Source organism: Candidatus Rokuibacteriota bacterium, from assembly GCA_016188005.1.
Classification (GTDB): domain Bacteria; phylum Methylomirabilota; class Methylomirabilia; order Rokubacteriales; family CSP1-6; genus UBA12499.
On the sequence record JACPIQ010000057.1, the window covers coordinates 12,808 to 29,144 of the forward strand.

The following is a 16,337-nucleotide window of genomic DNA, read 5'->3' on the forward strand; positions in this document are numbered from 1 at the left end:
ACGGCGCGCTGCTCAGCGGACATCGCCGAGCCAGAGCACGTGCGGGGCCAGCGGCCCCTTCCGGACGGCGTCGAAGAGACGGCGGTCCGCCGTCACGAGCGCGGTGCGCTTCATCACCGCGACCGCCAGGTAGAGGCTGTCGTAGAGCGTCCGGCCGGCCCGGCACGCGATGTCGAGCGCCAGGGGCATGAGTGGGGCCGAGGGGACGATCTCCAGGCCGATCCGGGTGAGCGCGCCCAGGACAGCCCCTCCCTCTCCGGGCGTCAGCTCGCCACGGCGGACGCGCTTCCAGAGGACATTCCCCACCTCCGGATAGAGCAGGTCGGGCGCCACCAGGGCGCGCTCGCCCTCCAGCAGCGGCGCGGCAGCATCGCTGCCGGTTTCGGGCAGGAACCACTTGACCGCCACGCTCGAGTCCACCACGAGGGCGCGCAGCTCCCTCATCTGGCGCGGTCGCGGCGAATCAATGCGGCGCTGTCTCCGAAGTGGCGCCCGGCGAACAGGGCGCGCATCTGCCGGACAGCCGCCCGGATGTCCCCGCCTTCCCTGCTGGCTCGCTCCAGGATGGCCCTCAGCTCGGCCTGCAGCGAGCGGTGGTGACGGCGAGCCCGCGCCTTGAGCCGGTCCACGGTGGCAGGGTCGAGATCGCGCAGCAGGACACTGGGCATGAGTCAATCCTCCTTTCCCGGACGTGCCCGCCCGGAGGGTGCTCGGATGATATCGGAATGATACTACATGCCAGCCGCGGTGCGGGGCCACCGCGGCTGGATCTCACCCGCGCCGTCGGCGGATGTCACCCACCAGCCTGGCTCCTCGTGGTAGCGCCGATCAGGGCGCCAGCCTGGCCGATGGGCCGCCCCCAAGTCGAGGTCGCGGGGCGCACGCGGGTCGGCCACCAGACCATCCCGGGACCAGGCTATAATATGGCGCCCATGAACTCGCCCCTGGCCGGTCTCCTCGTCGCCGACCTCACCCAGAACGTGGCCGGCCCCTACTGCACCCAGATCCTGGCCGACATGGGCGCGGCGGTGGTGAAGGTGGAGCGGATCGGGCGTGGCGACGACGCCCGCGCCTGGGCGCCCCCCTACTGGGGCAGCGAGAGCGCCACCTTCATGGCCGTCAACCGCGGCAAGCGCAGTCTGGCGGTGGACCTCAAGGCTCCCGACGGGCTCGGGGTCCTGGAGCGCCTGATCGGCCGCGCGGACGTCTTCGTCCAGTCGCTCCGCGCCGGCGCTGTCGAGGAGCTGGGGCTCGGGTGGGCGCAGGCCCAGGCCCTGAACCCACGGCTCGTCTACTGCTCCATCGCGGCCTTCGGGCCGGCGGGGCCGTACCGCGACCGCCCCGGCTACGATCCGCTCATGCAGGCCTACTCCGGCCTCATGTCCATCACGGGCCATCCGGGCCAGCCGCCCGCGCGCGTGCCCGTGTCGCTCGTGGACATGGGGACGGGGATGTGGGCGGTGACGGCGATCCTCGCCGCGCTCCGCGAGCGCGACCGGACGGGCCGGGGCGTCGAGGTGACGACGGCGCTCTTCGACACGGCGCTGGCGTGGACGGTGTTCCAGACGAATCTCTACCTGGCCACAGGCGAGGTGCCGACTCCCCAGGGCTCCGGCACCGCCATGATCGCGCCCTACGAGGCCTTCCCCGCCCGGGACGCCTGGGTGATGATCGCCGCCGGGTCCGACGCGCTCTTCGCCAGGGCCTGCGAGGCGCTCGACGCCCCGGCCCTGGCGGGAGACCCCCGCTTCACGAGCAATCCCCGACGCGTCGAGCACCGCGCGGCGCTGGTCGAGGCCCTCTCGGCCGTGACCCGCGCGCTGCCGGCCGAGGACCTCCTGGCGCGGCTCGCCAAGGCCGGGGTCCCCTCGGCGCCGATCCTCCGCGTGGACCAGGTCGCGACCGAGGCCCAGACCGAGGCCAGCGGCATGCTCGTCCCCGCCCGGCACCCGCGCCTGCCCGACTACCGCGCGGTGGCGCTGCCCATCAGGTGGGACGGCGACCGCCCCCCCGTGACCCGGGTTCCCCCGCTCCTCGGGGAGCACTCCGCCGAGGTCCTGGGCGAGCTCGGCTACGATCCCGACACCATCAGGAGGCTCGCGGACCGCCATGTCATCGGACTATAGGACGCTCAACGTCACCCGCTCGGCCGACGGGTTCGTGGCCACGGTGGAGCTCTGCCGGCCCGAGGCCCTCAACGCCATGAACACGGCCATGGGCGAGGACCTCCTGCGCTGCTTCGATGGCTTCCAGTGGGACCGCGCCGTGCGGGCGGTGGTCTTCACGGGCGCGGGCGACAGGGCCTTCTCCGTGGGGGGAGACCTGAAGGAGCGCGAGGGCATGTCGGACGAGACCTGGCGCGCCCAGCACCAGATCTTCGAGGAGGCCACCTTCCGCGTGCTCCGCTGCCCCGTGCCGGTGATCGCCGCGGTGGAGGGCTTCGCCCTGGGAGGCGGCTGCGAGCTGGCCACGGCCTCCGACTTCATCGTCGCCGGCGAGACGGCGGTCTTCGCCGTGCCGGAGGTGACGCGCGGGATCTTCCCGGGCGTCGGCGGCACCCAGTACCTGCCCCGCATCCTGGGCGCCCCGCTGGCCCGGGAGATGATCTTCACGGGACGGCGGGTGCCGGCGCAGGAGGCGAAGGCCATCGGCCTGGTGAACCACCTGGTGCCGAAGGGCCAGGCGCGGGCCAAGGCGCTGGAGATCGCCGCCACCATCGCCGAGAACGGCCCCGTGGCCGTGCGCCAGGCCAAGAAGGCCATCGCGTGGGGGAGCGAGACCGACCTCTGGACCGGCCTCACCCTGGCCATCGAGGCCTACAACAACACCGTGACCACGGAGGACAGACTCGAGGGCGTCCGCGCCTTCAACGAGAAGCGCAAACCCCGCTTCCAGGGCAAGTAGGTGAGCGGGACCCTTTGGCCCACGGTCAACATGCCGCAGGCATGTTGAGGATGGAGAGAGGTACCATGGCCGACATGTCATTCGCGCTGACCGACGAGCAGAAGGCGCTCAAGGCCGCCGTGGCCGAGCTCTGCAAGCAGTACCCGCCGCAGTACTGGCGGGACCTCGACACGCGCCGCGAGTACCCCGACGCCTTCGTCAACGAGCTGACCAAGGCCGGCTACCTGGCGGTCCTGATCCCGCACGAGTACGGCGGGGCGGGGCTGGGGATCATGGAGGCCGCGCTCATCCTGGAGGAGATCAACCGCTCGGGCGCCAATGCCGGCGCCTGCCACGCGCAGATGTACATCATGGGCACCGTGCTCCGCCACGGCTCCGAGGCGCAGAAGCAGCAGTACCTGCCCAAGATCGCCACGGGCGAGCTGAGACTGCAGGCCTTCGGCGTCACGGAGCCCAACGCCGGCTCGGACACGACGAAGCTGCAGACCACGGCCGTCCGCCGGGGCGACCGCTACGTGGTCAACGGGCAGAAGATGTTCATCTCCCGCGTGCTGCAGTCCGACCTGATGCTCCTGCTCGCCCGGACCACGCCGGTGGACCAGGTGAAGCGGAAGACGGACGGGCTGAGCGTCTTCCTCGTGGACATCCGGGGCCTCAAGGGGCTCGAGGTGCGGCCGCTGCGCATGATGATGAACCACTCGACCAACGCGCTCTTCTTCGACAACATGGAGATCCCTGCCGACAGCCTCGTCGGGCAGGAGGGCAAGGGCTTCTCCTATATCCTGGACGGCATGAACGCCGAGCGGGTCCTGGTCGCCTCCGACTCGCTGGGTGACGCGCGCTGGTTCATCGAGAAGGCCGTGGCCTACGCCAGCCAGCGGGTGATCTTCGGCAAGCCCATCGGGGCCAACCAGGGCGTGCAGTTCCCGATCGCGCGGGCCCACATGGCGGTGGAGGCGGCGGATCTCATGCGCACCAAGGCGGCGCGGCTCTTCGACGCGGGCCTGCCCTGCGGCGCCGAGGCCAACATGGCCAAGTACCTGGCCTCCGAGGCGGCCCTGCAGGCCGGGGACGCCTGCATCGACGCCCACGGGGGGTACGGCTTCGCCGAGGAGTACGACATCGAGCGCAAGTTCCGCGAATCCCGCCTCTACCGGGCGGCGCCCATCAACAACAACCTCATCATGGCCTTCGTCGGCGAGCACGTGCTCGGCATGCCGCGCTCGTACTGAGGAGCGGAACCCATGAAGCTCGCGACGCGCGTGACGATCTGCGAGGTGGGCACGCGGGACGGCTTCCAGATCGAGCCCGGCTTCATCCCGACCGAGCAGAAGATCGAGGTCGTGGACCGGCTCTCGGCGACCGGGATGTCCCGGATCGAGGTGACGTCCTTCGTCTCGCCCAGGGCCGTCCCCCAGCTCCGGGACGCCGAGGAGGTGATGGCGAGGATCCAGCGCCGGCCCGGCACCGTGTACTCGGCCCTGGTGCCCAACGACAAGGGCGCGGTGCGGGCGGTGGACGGGCGGGTGGACGAGATCCACACCGTGATCTCGGCCAGCGAGAGCCACAACCTCGCCAACGTGAACATGTCCATCGCCGAGTCCATCGTGAAGCTGCGCGCCGTGGCCGAGGTGGCCCGGCGCGCCGGCGTGGCGATCAGCGCGGGTATCTCCTGCTCCTTCGGCTGCCCGTTCGAGGGCGAGGTGCCGGTCCAGCGCCTGGAGTCCGTGGTGGCGCGGCTCGTGGACCTGGGCGCGACGGGCATCGGGCTCGCCGACACCACCGGGATGGCCAACCCGGCCCAGGTGGCGCGGGTGCTCGAGCGGCTGATGCCCCGCTTCCCGGGGATCCCGTGGACGCTCCACACCCACGACACGCGCGCCATGGCCATCCCGAACATCCTGGCCGCCATGGAGATGGGCGTGACCCAGTTCGACGCCTCCATCGGGGGCCTGGGCGGCTGCCCCTTCGCGCCCGGCGCCTCGGGCAATGTCTGCACGGAGGACCTGATCCACTGCCTGCATGCCATGGGCGTCGAGACCGGCGTGGACCTGGCCGCCCTCATCGAGACCTCCCGGCGCGTCCAGGAGATCGTGGGGCGCCCCCTGCCGGGTCAGATCGTCAAGGCCGGCCAGTGGGACCGGCGCTACCCGCTCCCCGACGGCGTCGAGGCGCGGCTGGCCGCGCTGGGGACGCGATGACCGAGGCCGCGGGCCGAGGCCCTGGGGTCCTCCGAGGATGAGCGGCATGTTCGGCGAGCGCCTCGACCCCGAGTTCATCAAGCGCCTGTTCGAGACGACGGAGATCCTCCGCAAGCCCGTGACCGGCATCATCGCCGGCTACCACGTGCTTCCCTACATCCTGGTGGGTCCGCAGGAGGACCGGCCGGCGCACTCGGTGGAGATCCGCGGGAAGATCAAGGTCTCCCCACGTCTCGTGCTGGCGCCGGGGCGTGCGGGGCAGACCTACGGGGACCTCTTCAAGGAGTCGGAGGTGATGGACCGGGCGCTGGTGGCGCGGGTCTTCTCCTTCATGTACTCGTCGCGCCACCAGGTCACGCTCGAGAGCGAGGACCTCTCGATCCAGCGGTGGGACCGCGACCCGCAGACCCAGATCGAGCGGGCGCTGGACGAGCTGGCGCGGCGGGAGGTCATCAACACGGGCGTCATCCTCTCTCCCAGCGCCCGCTTCTACCCCGTGTCGCTCGACCGCTTCATCACGGAGGTCCTCGACCAGGAGTTCCGTCCCTAGCCTTAGCGGAAGGCGCGGCTGGCGGTGACCTCGGGCGGGATCTGGTAGAGGTACGCGCGCAGGTACTCGAGCTCCTCCCCCTGGTCCTGCATCTCCACGCGCATGAGGTCGCGGATGGACAGCATGGACAGGAGCCGGCCGCGGCTCACCACGGGAAGGTGCCGGATATTGGCCTGGTCCATCTTGCGGATCGCCGACCGGTAGTCCTCGTCCGCGTCTCCCACCACCAGGTCCGGGGTCATGACGTCCCCGACGGTGGTCCGCGACGGGTCGAGGCCTCGCTCCACCACGCGGCGGACCACGTCGCGCTCGGAGAACACGCCGGCCAGCCGGTCGCCGTCGAGGACCACGACGATGCCCACGTTGTGCTCCGTCATGGCGTGGACGGCCTCGGCGACGCTGGCCGCGCGCTGGACGAGGAAGAGGAAGGACGGGCGCATGATCTCGCGGAGCGTCTTCATCGTGTCACCTCCCGCGAAGTGAGTTCGGCCCCGGCTCCGGCCTGACTGGGTTTCTCCACGCTACTCCTCGGGGCGACACGGTGCAACCGGACGGGTCCCGCGGGCTCCCCGGACTCCGTTCGCGAGCGATCCGGGCCGGGAACGGACAGGTCAGGCGGGGGGCGCGGGGGATGCGGGGGGTGTGGCAGGCTCGGGAGGCGCCTCGGTCTCGTCGGGCGGGCTCTCGGTGCCGGCGGCTGCTTCCTCTGCCGCCGCCCGCTGTTCCGTCGCGGGATCGGTGAGATCGGAAAGCGCCCTCAGTTCCAGGTCGTACCAGGGGTCGGTGCTCATCGCCTCACTCTCCGGTGCTGTCATCCCGCACCTGCCGGTCGGTGGCTTGCCCATGGCGGCCCTGGGGGCTCGCGCTGTCGTCGCATGATCGAGCACGGCACATGCCAAGTGGCCAGGCCAGCGCACACGGCACTTTCCGCGGGGCGGCCCGCGCAGAGCGCGGCAGCCTGCCCGACCGGTCCGGCCCCGGGCCGGGGCGAACCGGCCCGCGTCAAACCCTCGATGCTGGCGAGACCGAGACAGGGAGGCGCGGGCGGCCGAATCGGCCGGGACAGGGTCAGGGATGTATCTATAATGAGACACCATGGCCCGAGCACTCCCGGCCCGGCGCCCCCTCCTCGCCCTCGCCGGTGCCCTGCTCGCGGCCGCCCTGCTCTGGCCGACGGCCGGGCGCCCGGAGCCATCCCGGGGCATCGAGGGCACGGTGGTGCGGCTCGTGGACGGCGACACCATCCACGTGGCCGTCGAGGGCCGGCTCGAGAAGGTCCGCTACATCGGCGTCAACACGCCGGAGATCCACCATCCGCGCAAGGGCGAGCAGCCCGGCGGGCGGCAGGCGCGCGAGGTCAACCGGCGGCTGGTCGAGGGTCGGGCGGTGCGGCTCGAGCCCGACGTGCAGCAGCGCGACCGCTACGGGCGGCTGCTGGCCTATGTGTGGGTCCGCCGGGACGACGGCCGCGAGGTCATGGTCAACGCCGAGCTGCTGCGCCTCGGCTATGCCCAGGTCATGACCATCCCCCCCAATGTCCGCTACGCGAGCGCCTTCCTCACGCTCCAGCGCCAGGCCCGCGAGGCGAACCGGGGGCTGTGGCGCATGGCGAGCCCGTGAAGATCGGCGCCGTCGCCATCGCTTCCTCCACGCGCCTGGCACCCATGGCGGGCATCACCAACGCCCCCTTCCGGCTGGTCGCGCGAGAGTGCGGCAGCGGGCTCACCACCACGGAGGAGATGGACGCCGCCACGCTCCTCATGAACACTCCACATGCCGACGCCATCGCGGCCTACTACCCCGCCGAGCGCCCGCTGGCCATGCAGCTCCTGGGCAAGGACCCCGACATCCTCGTGCGCGCGGCCCGGCGCCTCGAGGGGCTCGGCGCCGACATCGTGGACCTGAACATGGGCTGCCCGATGCCGAAGATCACCGCCAAGGGCAAGGGAGCGGCGCTCATGCGGGATGTGCCGGCGGCGGCGCGCATCCTGCGAGCGCTCCGCCGCGCGCTGGCGGTGCCGCTCACGATCAAGATCCGCAGCGGCTGGGACGACGAGCATGTCAACGCCGTGGAGGTGGCGCGCATGGCCGAGGGCGAGGGGGTGGACGCCATCACCGTCCACCCGCGCACGCGCGCCCAGCGACACGCGGGCCAGGCGCCCTGGGCGATCATCGCCGAGGTCGCGGCCGCCGTCCGCATCCCGGTGACCGGCAACGGCGATGTGCGCTCGATGGCCGAGGCGCGCCGGATGATGGCCGAGACGGGCTGCCGCTCCGTCATGATCGGCCGCGGGGCGCTGGGGCGGCCATGGGTGTTCAGCGAGAGCTTCGAGGGGCTCCCGCCGGAGGCGCAGCGCGAGTACAAGGCGCGAGCCATCGCCCGGCACTGTGCGCTGATCCGCGAGCACTTCCGGGAGAAGTACGCGCTCGTGCAGATGCAGAAGCACCTGGCGTGGTACACGGAGGGGCTCGGCCATGCCAGCGACTGCCGCCGTCTGATCTTCGAGGCCCGCACGCCGGAGGAGGTGTGGGAGGTCTTCGAGCGCTACTGGCACGCCGCCCGTCCCGGTCCGGCCGATCAGCGGGCAGTCCCCGAGGATGCACCCCTCGCCGCTGGCTGACCCCGAGCCGAGTCCACTCCGGAACGCCAGAGGCGCCATGCGCCTGGGAGTCCGCCAGAAGCTCGTGCTGCTCAGCGTGGCGGTGCTGGTCGCCGTGTCCTTCGGGTTCACCGCCCTCAACTTCCGGCTGGCGCGCGGGTGGATCGAGGAGGACCTGAAGGAGCGCGCCATCGCATTCGCCCGGGAGGTCGCCGCGACCATCGGCGATCGTCGGGAGTTCGAGAACGCCGAGCTGCTCGATGCGCAGATTCGCCAGATCCTGACCATCCGCCAGAACGTCACCCAGCTCGACGTGCTCGCCTTCCGCGCCGACGGAACGCACGTGGCCGCCGCAAGCCAGCCGGGCAGGCGGCTGCCCTTCACGCGCACGGATGTCGCGCAGGCCCGCCAGGGCCGGGCGGTCTCCCGGCTGGTCGAGGGTGACGGGGAGCGCTTCTGGGAAGTGATGGCTCCGATCACCCTCGGCGGGGCAGTGGCCGGCGCGGTGGCCGCCAAGTTCTCCCTGGAGCGGGCCGACCAGCTCGGGTCCCGGACGCGAGGGTGGACGCTCCTCCTCACGGCAGCCTCGGTGGTCGTGATGGGCTTGCTCATGAGCCTCGCCGTGTCCCAGGTCGTGGACCGGCCGATCCGGGTGTTCCTGGAGGCCATCAGCGCGCTCCGCGGCGGGGCCCCCCAGGCCCGCATCCGCCTGCAATCAACGGACGAGTTCGGAACGCTCGCGCGGCAGTTCAACGAGATGCTGGCCCGGATCGGCCAGTTCAACGACGAGCTGCAGACCCGGGTGAAGGAGGCCACCGCCGAGCTGGACCAGCGGTACCAGGAGGTCCAGCGGCTCAACCGCCTCCTGTTCGACATGCAGCGCCGGCTCGGCCACGCCGAGCGGCTCGCCGTGTCCGGCCGGATCATGGCAGAGGTGGCTCACGAGGTGGGCACGCCGCTGCATTCGGTCACCGGGCACCTGGAGCTGTTGCGACAGGAGCTGTCGCCCCCGCTGGTCACCCCGGAGGTGCAGCGAAGGCTCGCGGTCGTCGAGACCCAGCTCGCCCGCGTGGCGGCGATCATCACCCAGCTCCTGGACATGACGCGAGGCCCCCGGGGCGAGCCGGCCCGTGTGGACCTCGGCCAGCTCGTGAGGGAGACGGCCGAGCTGGTGAGCCCGAGCATGGCCGCCGCAGGCGTCACCCTTCGCGTGACCACCGACCCCGGGTTGCCCGCGGTTTGCGGCTACGGCACACAGCTCGAGCAGGTGATCCTCAACCTCCTCACCAACGCCATGGACGTGACACCCCCCGGGGGGCGCGTGGAAATCGGGACGTTCACGGGAGACCACAAGCAGGTCGTGCTGGAGGTCCGCGACACCGGAAGGGGCATCCCGGCCGCCGTCCAGGCTCGGATCTTCGAGCCCTTCTTCTCCACCAAGGAAGCGGGGCGGGGCACCGGCCTCGGGCTCTTCATCTCGGCGCAGATCGTCCGCGAGCACGGCGGCACCATCGACGTGTCCAGCGGCGCGGCAGGGGGGACGGTGTTCCGGGTCGTCGTCCCCGCCGGGGAGCCCGCCGCGTGACGGCCGCGAGCACGCTGCTCATCGCCGACGACGATCCGGTGGCCCTGGCGCTCCTCGCCGAGGTCCTGAGCCGCGAGGGCTACCGGGTTCGCGCAGCCGCCAGCGGAGAGGAATGCCTGCGCGTGGCCGAGGCGGAGCCGGTGGACCTGGCCATCGTGGACCTCCGCATGCCTGGGCTGGACGGTCTGCAGGTGATGCGGGGGCTCGCGACCATCCAGCCGGGAGTGCCGGTGCTCGTGCTCACCGCCTTCGTGACCATCGACACCGCCATCCAGGCCATCCGCGCTGGCGCCTACGACTACCTGTCCAAGCCCTTCCGGATGGAGGAGATGAAGGTCGTCGTCCGCCGCGCTCTCGAGGCCCGCCGGCTCGCCAGCGAGAACCGGCAGTACCGCCGGGAACTGGAGGATCGCTATGGCGTGCAGAACCTCCAGGGGCAGTCCCCTCAGATGGTGGAGGTCTACAAGCTCGTGGCCCGCGTGTCCGCCCTCGAGACCACGGTGCTCATCCAGGGCGAGACAGGGACCGGCAAGGAGCTGGTCGCCCGGGCCATCCACTACGCGAGCCCCAGGGCCGGGCGCCCCTTCGTCGTGGTGGACTGCACGGCGCTCCCGGAGGGCCTCTTCGAGTCGGAGCTGTTCGGCCACGAGCGAGGGGCGTTCACGGGGGCCCTCTCGACGCGGCGCGGCCTCCTCGAGACATCCGATGGCGGCACCTGCCTCCTCGACGAGATCGGGGACCTCGCCCCCACCCTGCAGGCGAAGCTCCTGCGGCTGCTCCAGGAGCGCGCCATCCGGCGGGTGGGCGGAAATGAGGTCTTGCCGGTGAACGTGCGGATCATTGCCGCGACCAACCGGGATCTCGGCAAGCGCGTCGCCGAGGGAGCCTTCCGCGAGGATCTCTACTACCGTCTGAACGTGGTGACCATCGTCCTCCCTCCGCTGCGTGAGCGGTCCCAGGATATCCCCCTCCTCGCCCAGCACTTCCTCGAGAAGTACGCACGCGCCGCCGGCAAGCCCACGAGGGGGTTCGCACCGGAGACCCTGGCCGTGCTGTCCGGATACCACTGGCCCGGCAACGTGCGCGAGCTGGAACATGCCGTCGAGCGAGCCGTGGCGCTGTCGTCGTCGGAAGTGCTCGTGCCCGGCGATCTGCCGGAGCTGCTGCGCCGGGGGCCGGACGGCGACTTGCGCCTGCCCACGAGCAGAATGACGCTCGAGGAGGTGAAGCAGTGGTACGTTGCGAAGGTGCTGGAGGAGGCCGGCGGGAACAAGGTGCGCGCTGCCGAGCTCCTCGGCATCGACCGCGGCACGCTCTACAGGATCCTCAGGCGGCACGCCAGCGAGGGGGACACCGAGGGATGAAGCGGGCAGCCCGCTGGCTCGCGCTCGCTCTGCTGATCTCCGGCTGTGCGTCCACGCCGGCAGGCCTGGAGCGCGGAGAGGTCATCCGGCGCATCCTCCCCTCCACGGTGCAGCTGCGCCTGGAGCGCCAGGGCGGCGTGCGCCGGGCCGCCTCCGGCGTCGTGCTGGCATCCGACCCCGCGGCGGGCCGGTCCTGGATCATCACTACCCGTCACTTCCTGGATCCGCCCGGGCCCCAGGACGTGTACGTCAGCAGCCCCGGACGGAAGGGGCGCACGAAGGCCGTGGTGGCCGCCGTGAGCCCGGACCTCGATCTGGCGGTGATTCAGGTGAGCGGACTGAGCCTCCCGCCCGTGAGGCTCAAGGAGACCGCGAGCCTCGGGGACGAGGTATGGGTCGTCGCCTTCCCCTGGGGACGCCGGCTCACCGTGGTCTCCGGCGTGGTCAGCCAGCTCGTGGCGGGCGAGGAGGAGCTGCCCGTGCAGGGGACGGTGCGGATGGTCGACGCCTCCGTGAGCTACGGGGCGAGCGGGGGTGGGGTCTTCGACGTCGAGAACGGCGCGCTGATCGGCATCGTGGAGGGCTACCGCACGGCCAACGTTTCCTTCCCCGAGGCTCCCTCGCGGGTCGTGCCGGTGCCGGTGCCGGGCGAGACGACCGTCATCGCGACCCGGGCCATCGTGCGGTTCCTGATCGCTTCGGGGCTCGAGGCCATCGTGCCCAGATGAATCCCGGCGGGCGGACCGCGCATGGCCCGCCCGCCGGGCCCAGCCTCCTGCGGGGCTACTCGGAGATCTGGATTCCCGTCACGACCTTCTGTCCGTCGCGCTCCTCGTAGGACGCCCTCACCGAGACACCTTCCTTCAGCCCCTCGGTGGGGAGCCCCTCGGCCAGCCGGAGCTGGGTGCCGTCCTCGAGGACGAACATGCGCTCGGCGACGTCGACCTTCTGGATCTTTCCGGAGATCTCCTCGGCCGCGGCCATGCCGACACCGAGGCCCAGCAGCACAGCCAGTGCCAACCCCATCACCTTCTTCATGTGAACTTCCTCCTTGCTTCGCGGTGTGTGTGTGGACTGCCATCGACGTCACGGTCAACCGCTATCCGGAGCAATCGGGGTGCCAGCCGCACAGCGCGCGTGGCCGCCAGGGAATTCAGGCGCTTCGCGCCTCTGGGGTTCCACGGATCGAGGGGCAGAGTGTGGTAGACCGGATCAGCGTGTGGCGCATCGCCACATCGCGGGCCCGGCAGGCCGGCCTGGAGTCGACGACGGCTACTGCGAGCGGCCGCGGGCCGAGATCTCCCACACCGCCTCGACCCTGTCCCCCCGCATGGCGTGAATGCGGTCGTAGAGGTTGATCGTCGGATCGCAGTGAGGTGGGAAGAACTCGAGGAGATCGCCGAGCCGCGGCGCCCGGTCCTGGTCCGCGATGGTGAGCCGCCCGTGCTCGTCGCCTGCCCAGGAGTACGCGAGCCCCGGGCACTCGACGGCCTCGGGGGGAAAGGGCTTGTCGGTGGAGAAGGCCTTGAAACCCGCGTCCACGATGGCCAGCTCCGCGCTCGGCCGGCTCACCACCGTGGCGAGCACGGTGAGCGCCATCTCGAAGCTGTCGTAGACCTTCCCGCCGCGGCTGCCGATCCGCCGGTAGTCCAGATCCATCACGCAGTATGAGCCCGCTTGCAGCTCCGTCAGCCCTGGCAGCTCCACGTCGATGTCGAAGCTGCCGCTGGAGCCCCCGCTGACGATCTCCACGGGCAGGCCCTGCTTCTCGAAGAGGGCGCGCGTCCGCATCAACCTGCGCATCCACTTGAGCGAGGCGCGCCGCCGCGACTCCCAGCCCACCACGTGGGCGCAGTGCCCGGCATAGCCCTGCAGCCCCCGCAGATTGAGCGCCCGCTCGGTGGTGACGAGACGCCCGAGGTCGAGCGCCGGCTCGCCGTCCTCGACGCCCGTCCGCCGCCCGCCCACCTCCACGTCCACCAGCACGTTGAGCACGCGCCCCGCGCGCGCCATGGCCTGTCCCAGCTCGCGCACGTTGTCCGGGTGGTCCACGACGACCATGGTCTCGGGCTGGCGCTCGAGCACCCGCAGCAGCCGGCCGACCTTCTCCGCCCCCACCACTTCCGTGGTGATGAGGAGATTGCGGACGCCGGCGGCGGCCATCACCTCGGCCTCGCCCACCTTCGCGACGCACACCCCCACCGCGCCCGCGGCCACCTGCCGCCGGGCGATCTCGGGACACCTGTGCGTCTTGGCGTGGGGGCGGAGCCGCTTGCCGGCGGCCTTCACGTGCGCCGCCATCTTCTGGACGTTGCGCTCGAAGCGGTCGAGGTCGAGAAGGAGCGCAGGCGTCGGGAGGTCGGCTCGAGTCATGGCGCGGCGAGGATAGCACAGGCGCGCACCATCATCCCTACCGCTCGGGAGAAGTCCGGCGTCGGGGTTGCCCGTGCGCAAGATCTCCGATTGACGCCGCCCCGGGCCTGGCCTCATCATGTGGGCTCGTCGCTCATGAGCGTCCGATGGCTGAGGCCGTCACGCCCTCCCGGACACCCTCGAGGCCTTCGTCGCGGAGCATCGGCGCTGTGAGGGGCCGGGGCGCGGCTGCGGCGCAGGGCGCGAGAGGCGTGTCTCGGCGTGGGGACTGCGACGACAGGGGGCAGGGTGAGGGGCGCCGTCAGGCGTATCCGCGTTGCCATCGTGCTTCTCGGGGCTGTCGGGATCGCTGCCGGGGCCTCCAGCGCTGGCCCTTCGCCCGACGCGAGAGAGCAATTCTTCGCGGACCTCCTGCTTGGCGGCGTCGTCAGAGGGGAGATCTACCTCGAGCTCCCGATGGCGGACATGCAGAGGTTTCTCCGCCGTGCGGTGCTGAGCGACAGGCCGAGCTACTGTCATGGCGAGAAGCCCGAACCGCCGCTGAGCCCTTATGGCGGTTGGTCCTGTCGTCAGATCGACCACGCGTACATCAACAGCGCAGTTTCCGTGAAGACGGGCGAGATCGTCCAGGTTCGAACCCCCGACGGCGTGACCTCGGCACGGGTTATCAGACACGAGATCCTCGGCTTCGACGTGCAACCCGGGACATTGATCGTGGCAGTGGCCGAACCGCACCCGCCGGCGGCGGTGGCCGACGTCCGTCTGGTCATCGCCGCGCGGCGGCTCCCCGCATGCCGGGCGCCCTGCGTCCTCAGGAAGCCCGGACCCCACCAGACGATCGCTTCGCGAGTCCGGACGCTGTTCCCGCGCGGGCCCGATTTGTGGGTGGGGGCCGGGAGGCCGGGCTCCGTGGCGCGGCCCCAGCAGAAACTGGCCAAACTGATCATCGCGGGCGGCCACTTCACGGCCCGCGAGCGCCGCCAGTACGTCGCCTACGCCCGCTATGGGGCAGAGGCCGAGCCGCAGATCGACGACGACTGGCGGACGGTCATCCTCGACTCCGACCTCTCGGTGGTGGCCGTACTCGGGGGAACGTACTACAGACATATCGTGCCGCTCGGGGTCGCTGACGTCAACGGCGATGGCCTCGACGAGGTCTGGGCCGCTCTCGACGGCCACGAGGGAGACCACGCCGGCATCTTCTACTGGCGCGGTGGCCGGGGCCAGCCCACCTTCGGCAAGGTCGCGACAAAATACCACGGGCTGTAGGCATGGGCCGTGTTCCGCGTGCCGGGCTCCACCTGCTGCCGCGCGAGGCTGGCGCGGACCCAGGGCCGCCGCAGCGGAGATACTTGCCCTCTCGAGGCCCCAGCAGGGAATTGTCGGCTATGCGCGAACCGCCCGCTCACCGGGTCACGATTCGAGCGACGGGTGGAATCGCTGGAGGCCCATGAGAGCCGTCATCGCCCTCGCGCTCCTGGGTGCCCTCGCCGGCCTCCCGGCGGCCGGCGCCGCAGCGAGCTGCACCGACACGTCTGACGACCTGCCCCGGCCGTTCGAGCGGAATCTCGAGGGCTGGATGAAGGACAAGGGAATCGACTCCATCGAGGCGAGCTGCCGGATCGGCAACACCACCTTCTTGCTCCTTTTCCCCTCCGCCGGCCGCATGGCCCAGGGGCTCTACCTGTACGACGCGGCCGGCGGCGACCCGACGCGCCTGGTTGGCGGCAGCCCGGACGTGGTGGGCTTGGTGACGGACAAGGCGGGCACTCCGCATCTCACCGTCCGCTCCGTGGGCGTGACTCGTGGCGTCATGTGGGAGGGCTACCTGCTCGTCGATCTCAGGACGCGGGCGACGAAGGATCTCTTCTCGGGGGAGCAGGACGGGGAGAGCGGCGGCTGCTCGAGGCACGAGATCCTCCAGATCTCCCAGGCGACCCTGGGCGCGGCCGTCGAGATGCGCGACGTCAACGGGGACGGGGTGACCGACATCGTGATCCAGGCCGAGGAGGAGGAGTGCAAGACGGAGCGAATCGTGGCCGTCACGCAGACGTTCACGGCCATGTCCCCCGGATTCGCCCCGGGCCTGCCCCAGATCCGGGAGGTATCACCCCGCGGCGCGCGGAGCCGGCCCCGGGCGGCCCCCCGCCGGTGGCGCGGGTCCTGGGGCGCCACGAGCCAGCCGTGCGGAGGACGACCTTCTCGCCCGACGGACGAGTCCTCCTGTCCGTGGGCGGCGGAGGCACTGTGAAATGGTGGGACCTCTTGGCCGGCAGGGAGGCTGGCGTGATTCGGGAACCCAGCGTCGGGCGCGCCCAGATATCGCCCGATGGGCGGTTCCTCGCCCTGGGCGGGGCGGCGGGGTACATAAGGCAGATGTTGAGCCTGAGCGAGATGGCTGGAGGCCGGGAGATCTGGCGTGCGACGTACGAGGTCAACACACCGCAAGGAAACGTCTACTCGCTCGCCTTCTCGCCGGACGGACGGCGCCTGCTGGTGGCGGGGGCTGATGGCACCCTGCGTCTGTGGGATACCGCCACCGGCCGGCGGCTGCGAGGGTTCACCGGGTATCCCGAATACTACAAGGAGGTTGCCTTTGCGGCGGATGGCCGGTCGTTCCTAGCCCAACTTCCACGGTCTCGAGACCGGAGTGCTGATATGTCAGCAGGTTAGGCCCCTTGTGAGTGACTATGGCGACAGGGTGGGGGCCCACGTCCTCACCGGCTTCATGACCTCGTGCGGGATCGCGAGCGTGCGGTA

At 71.0% G+C, this 16,337-nt stretch carries 19 protein-coding genes; 13 read left to right on the forward strand and 6 right to left on the reverse strand.

All coding sequences use genetic code 11. The annotated features are described in order from the left end of the window. Positions 1 to 12: 12 nt before the first annotated feature. Entirely contained in the window at positions 13 to 444 is a 432-nt protein-coding gene (locus tag HYV93_11165; GenBank protein MBI2526536.1) for a type II toxin-antitoxin system VapC family toxin, read from the reverse strand. Continuing rightward, on the reverse strand, positions 441 to 668 hold the full coding sequence (locus HYV93_11170) for an Arc family DNA-binding protein (GenBank protein ID MBI2526537.1): 228 nt from the start codon (positions 666 to 668) through the stop codon (positions 441 to 443). Before HYV93_11170 ends, HYV93_11165 begins: the two co-directional genes overlap by 4 nt. Positions 669 to 932: 264 nt before the next feature. Here HYV93_11170 and HYV93_11175 point away from each other — a divergent pair, with 264 nt between their 5' ends. From HYV93_11175 to HYV93_11195, 5 genes are all read left to right on the forward strand, one after another. Then, positions 933 to 2,126: a CoA transferase gene (locus HYV93_11175; GenBank protein ID MBI2526538.1), complete on the forward strand. Its 1,194-nt coding sequence runs from the start codon at positions 933 to 935 to the stop codon at positions 2,124 to 2,126. After that, a complete protein-coding gene (locus HYV93_11180) occupies positions 2,110 to 2,904 on the forward strand; it encodes an enoyl-CoA hydratase/isomerase family protein (protein ID MBI2526539.1) in 795 nt (264 codons plus the stop codon). The genes HYV93_11175 and HYV93_11180 overlap by 17 nt, the downstream gene beginning before the upstream one ends. A 74-nt stretch (positions 2,905 to 2,978) precedes the next feature. Continuing rightward, the gene (locus tag HYV93_11185; protein MBI2526540.1) at positions 2,979 to 4,136 is read left to right on the forward strand and encodes an acyl-CoA/acyl-ACP dehydrogenase; all 1,158 of its coding nucleotides are present in this window, start codon (positions 2,979 to 2,981) and stop codon (positions 4,134 to 4,136) included. A 12-nt stretch (positions 4,137 to 4,148) separates the two neighbouring features. Further along, entirely contained in the window at positions 4,149 to 5,105 is a 957-nt protein-coding gene (locus HYV93_11190) for a hydroxymethylglutaryl-CoA lyase (GenBank protein MBI2526541.1), read from the forward strand. 46 nt (positions 5,106 to 5,151) lie between these two features. Beyond that, entirely contained in the window at positions 5,152 to 5,655 is a 504-nt protein-coding gene (locus HYV93_11195) for a hypothetical protein (protein ID MBI2526542.1), read from the forward strand. Between the two features lie 2 nt (positions 5,656 to 5,657). On the opposite strand, the gene HYV93_11200 is transcribed toward HYV93_11195, so the two are convergent. Together HYV93_11200 and HYV93_11205 are read right to left on the reverse strand one after the other, a co-directional pair. After that, a complete protein-coding gene (locus tag HYV93_11200) occupies positions 5,658 to 6,116 on the reverse strand; it encodes a CBS domain-containing protein (GenBank protein ID MBI2526543.1) in 459 nt (152 codons plus the stop codon). 150 nt (positions 6,117 to 6,266) lie between these two features. Then, positions 6,267 to 6,446 carry a hypothetical protein gene (locus HYV93_11205; GenBank protein ID MBI2526544.1) on the reverse strand — a complete coding sequence of 60 codons (180 nt, stop codon included), beginning with the start codon at positions 6,444 to 6,446 and terminating at the stop codon, positions 6,267 to 6,269. A 304-nt stretch (positions 6,447 to 6,750) separates the two neighbouring features. Here HYV93_11205 and HYV93_11210 point away from each other — a divergent pair, with 304 nt between their 5' ends. Genes HYV93_11210 through HYV93_11230 form a run of 5 tightly spaced genes read left to right on the forward strand, consistent with a single transcriptional unit; the run spans position 6,751 to position 11,932 of the window. Beyond that, positions 6,751 to 7,275 carry a thermonuclease family protein gene (locus HYV93_11210; GenBank protein MBI2526545.1) on the forward strand — a complete coding sequence of 175 codons (525 nt, stop codon included), beginning with the start codon at positions 6,751 to 6,753 and terminating at the stop codon, positions 7,273 to 7,275. Next, the gene (dusB, locus tag HYV93_11215) at positions 7,272 to 8,276 is read left to right on the forward strand and encodes a tRNA dihydrouridine synthase DusB (protein MBI2526546.1); all 1,005 of its coding nucleotides are present in this window, start codon (positions 7,272 to 7,274) and stop codon (positions 8,274 to 8,276) included. The genes HYV93_11210 and dusB overlap by 4 nt, the downstream gene beginning before the upstream one ends. 37 nt (positions 8,277 to 8,313) lie before the next feature. After that, positions 8,314 to 9,840: a HAMP domain-containing protein gene (locus HYV93_11220; protein MBI2526547.1), complete on the forward strand. Its 1,527-nt coding sequence runs from the start codon at positions 8,314 to 8,316 to the stop codon at positions 9,838 to 9,840. Continuing rightward, positions 9,837 to 11,204, forward strand: coding sequence for a sigma-54-dependent Fis family transcriptional regulator (locus tag HYV93_11225; protein ID MBI2526548.1), 1,368 nt, complete (start codon positions 9,837 to 9,839; stop codon positions 11,202 to 11,204). Before HYV93_11220 ends, HYV93_11225 begins: the two co-directional genes overlap by 4 nt. After that, on the forward strand, positions 11,201 to 11,932 hold the full coding sequence (locus tag HYV93_11230; GenBank protein ID MBI2526549.1) for a trypsin-like peptidase domain-containing protein: 732 nt from the start codon (positions 11,201 to 11,203) through the stop codon (positions 11,930 to 11,932). Before HYV93_11225 ends, HYV93_11230 begins: the two co-directional genes overlap by 4 nt. 55 nt (positions 11,933 to 11,987) lie before the next feature. On the opposite strand, the gene HYV93_11235 is transcribed toward HYV93_11230, so the two are convergent. Both HYV93_11235 and HYV93_11240 read right to left on the reverse strand, forming a co-directional pair. Continuing rightward, positions 11,988 to 12,242, reverse strand: coding sequence for a DUF1344 domain-containing protein (locus HYV93_11235; GenBank protein ID MBI2526550.1), 255 nt, complete (start codon positions 12,240 to 12,242; stop codon positions 11,988 to 11,990). A gap of 234 nt (positions 12,243 to 12,476) precedes the next feature. Continuing rightward, complete coding sequence (locus tag HYV93_11240; protein MBI2526551.1) at positions 12,477 to 13,577, reverse strand: DSD1 family PLP-dependent enzyme; 1,101 nt, start codon at positions 13,575 to 13,577, stop codon at positions 12,477 to 12,479. A 288-nt stretch (positions 13,578 to 13,865) separates the two neighbouring features. Between HYV93_11240 and HYV93_11245 the strand changes: the two genes are divergently transcribed. From HYV93_11245 to HYV93_11255, 3 genes are all read left to right on the forward strand, one after another. After that, positions 13,866 to 14,846, forward strand: a complete 981-nt coding sequence (locus tag HYV93_11245) for a hypothetical protein (protein ID MBI2526552.1) — start codon at positions 13,866 to 13,868, stop codon at positions 14,844 to 14,846. Positions 14,847 to 15,027: 181 nt separating this feature from the next. Then, positions 15,028 to 15,828 (forward strand): hypothetical protein, encoded by an 801-nt coding sequence (locus HYV93_11250; protein MBI2526553.1) that lies wholly within the window; start codon positions 15,028 to 15,030, stop codon positions 15,826 to 15,828. Then, positions 15,825 to 16,250: a PD40 domain-containing protein gene (locus tag HYV93_11255; GenBank protein MBI2526554.1), complete on the forward strand. Its 426-nt coding sequence runs from the start codon at positions 15,825 to 15,827 to the stop codon at positions 16,248 to 16,250. The genes HYV93_11250 and HYV93_11255 overlap by 4 nt, the downstream gene beginning before the upstream one ends. Positions 16,251 to 16,337: the final 87 nt, after the last annotated feature.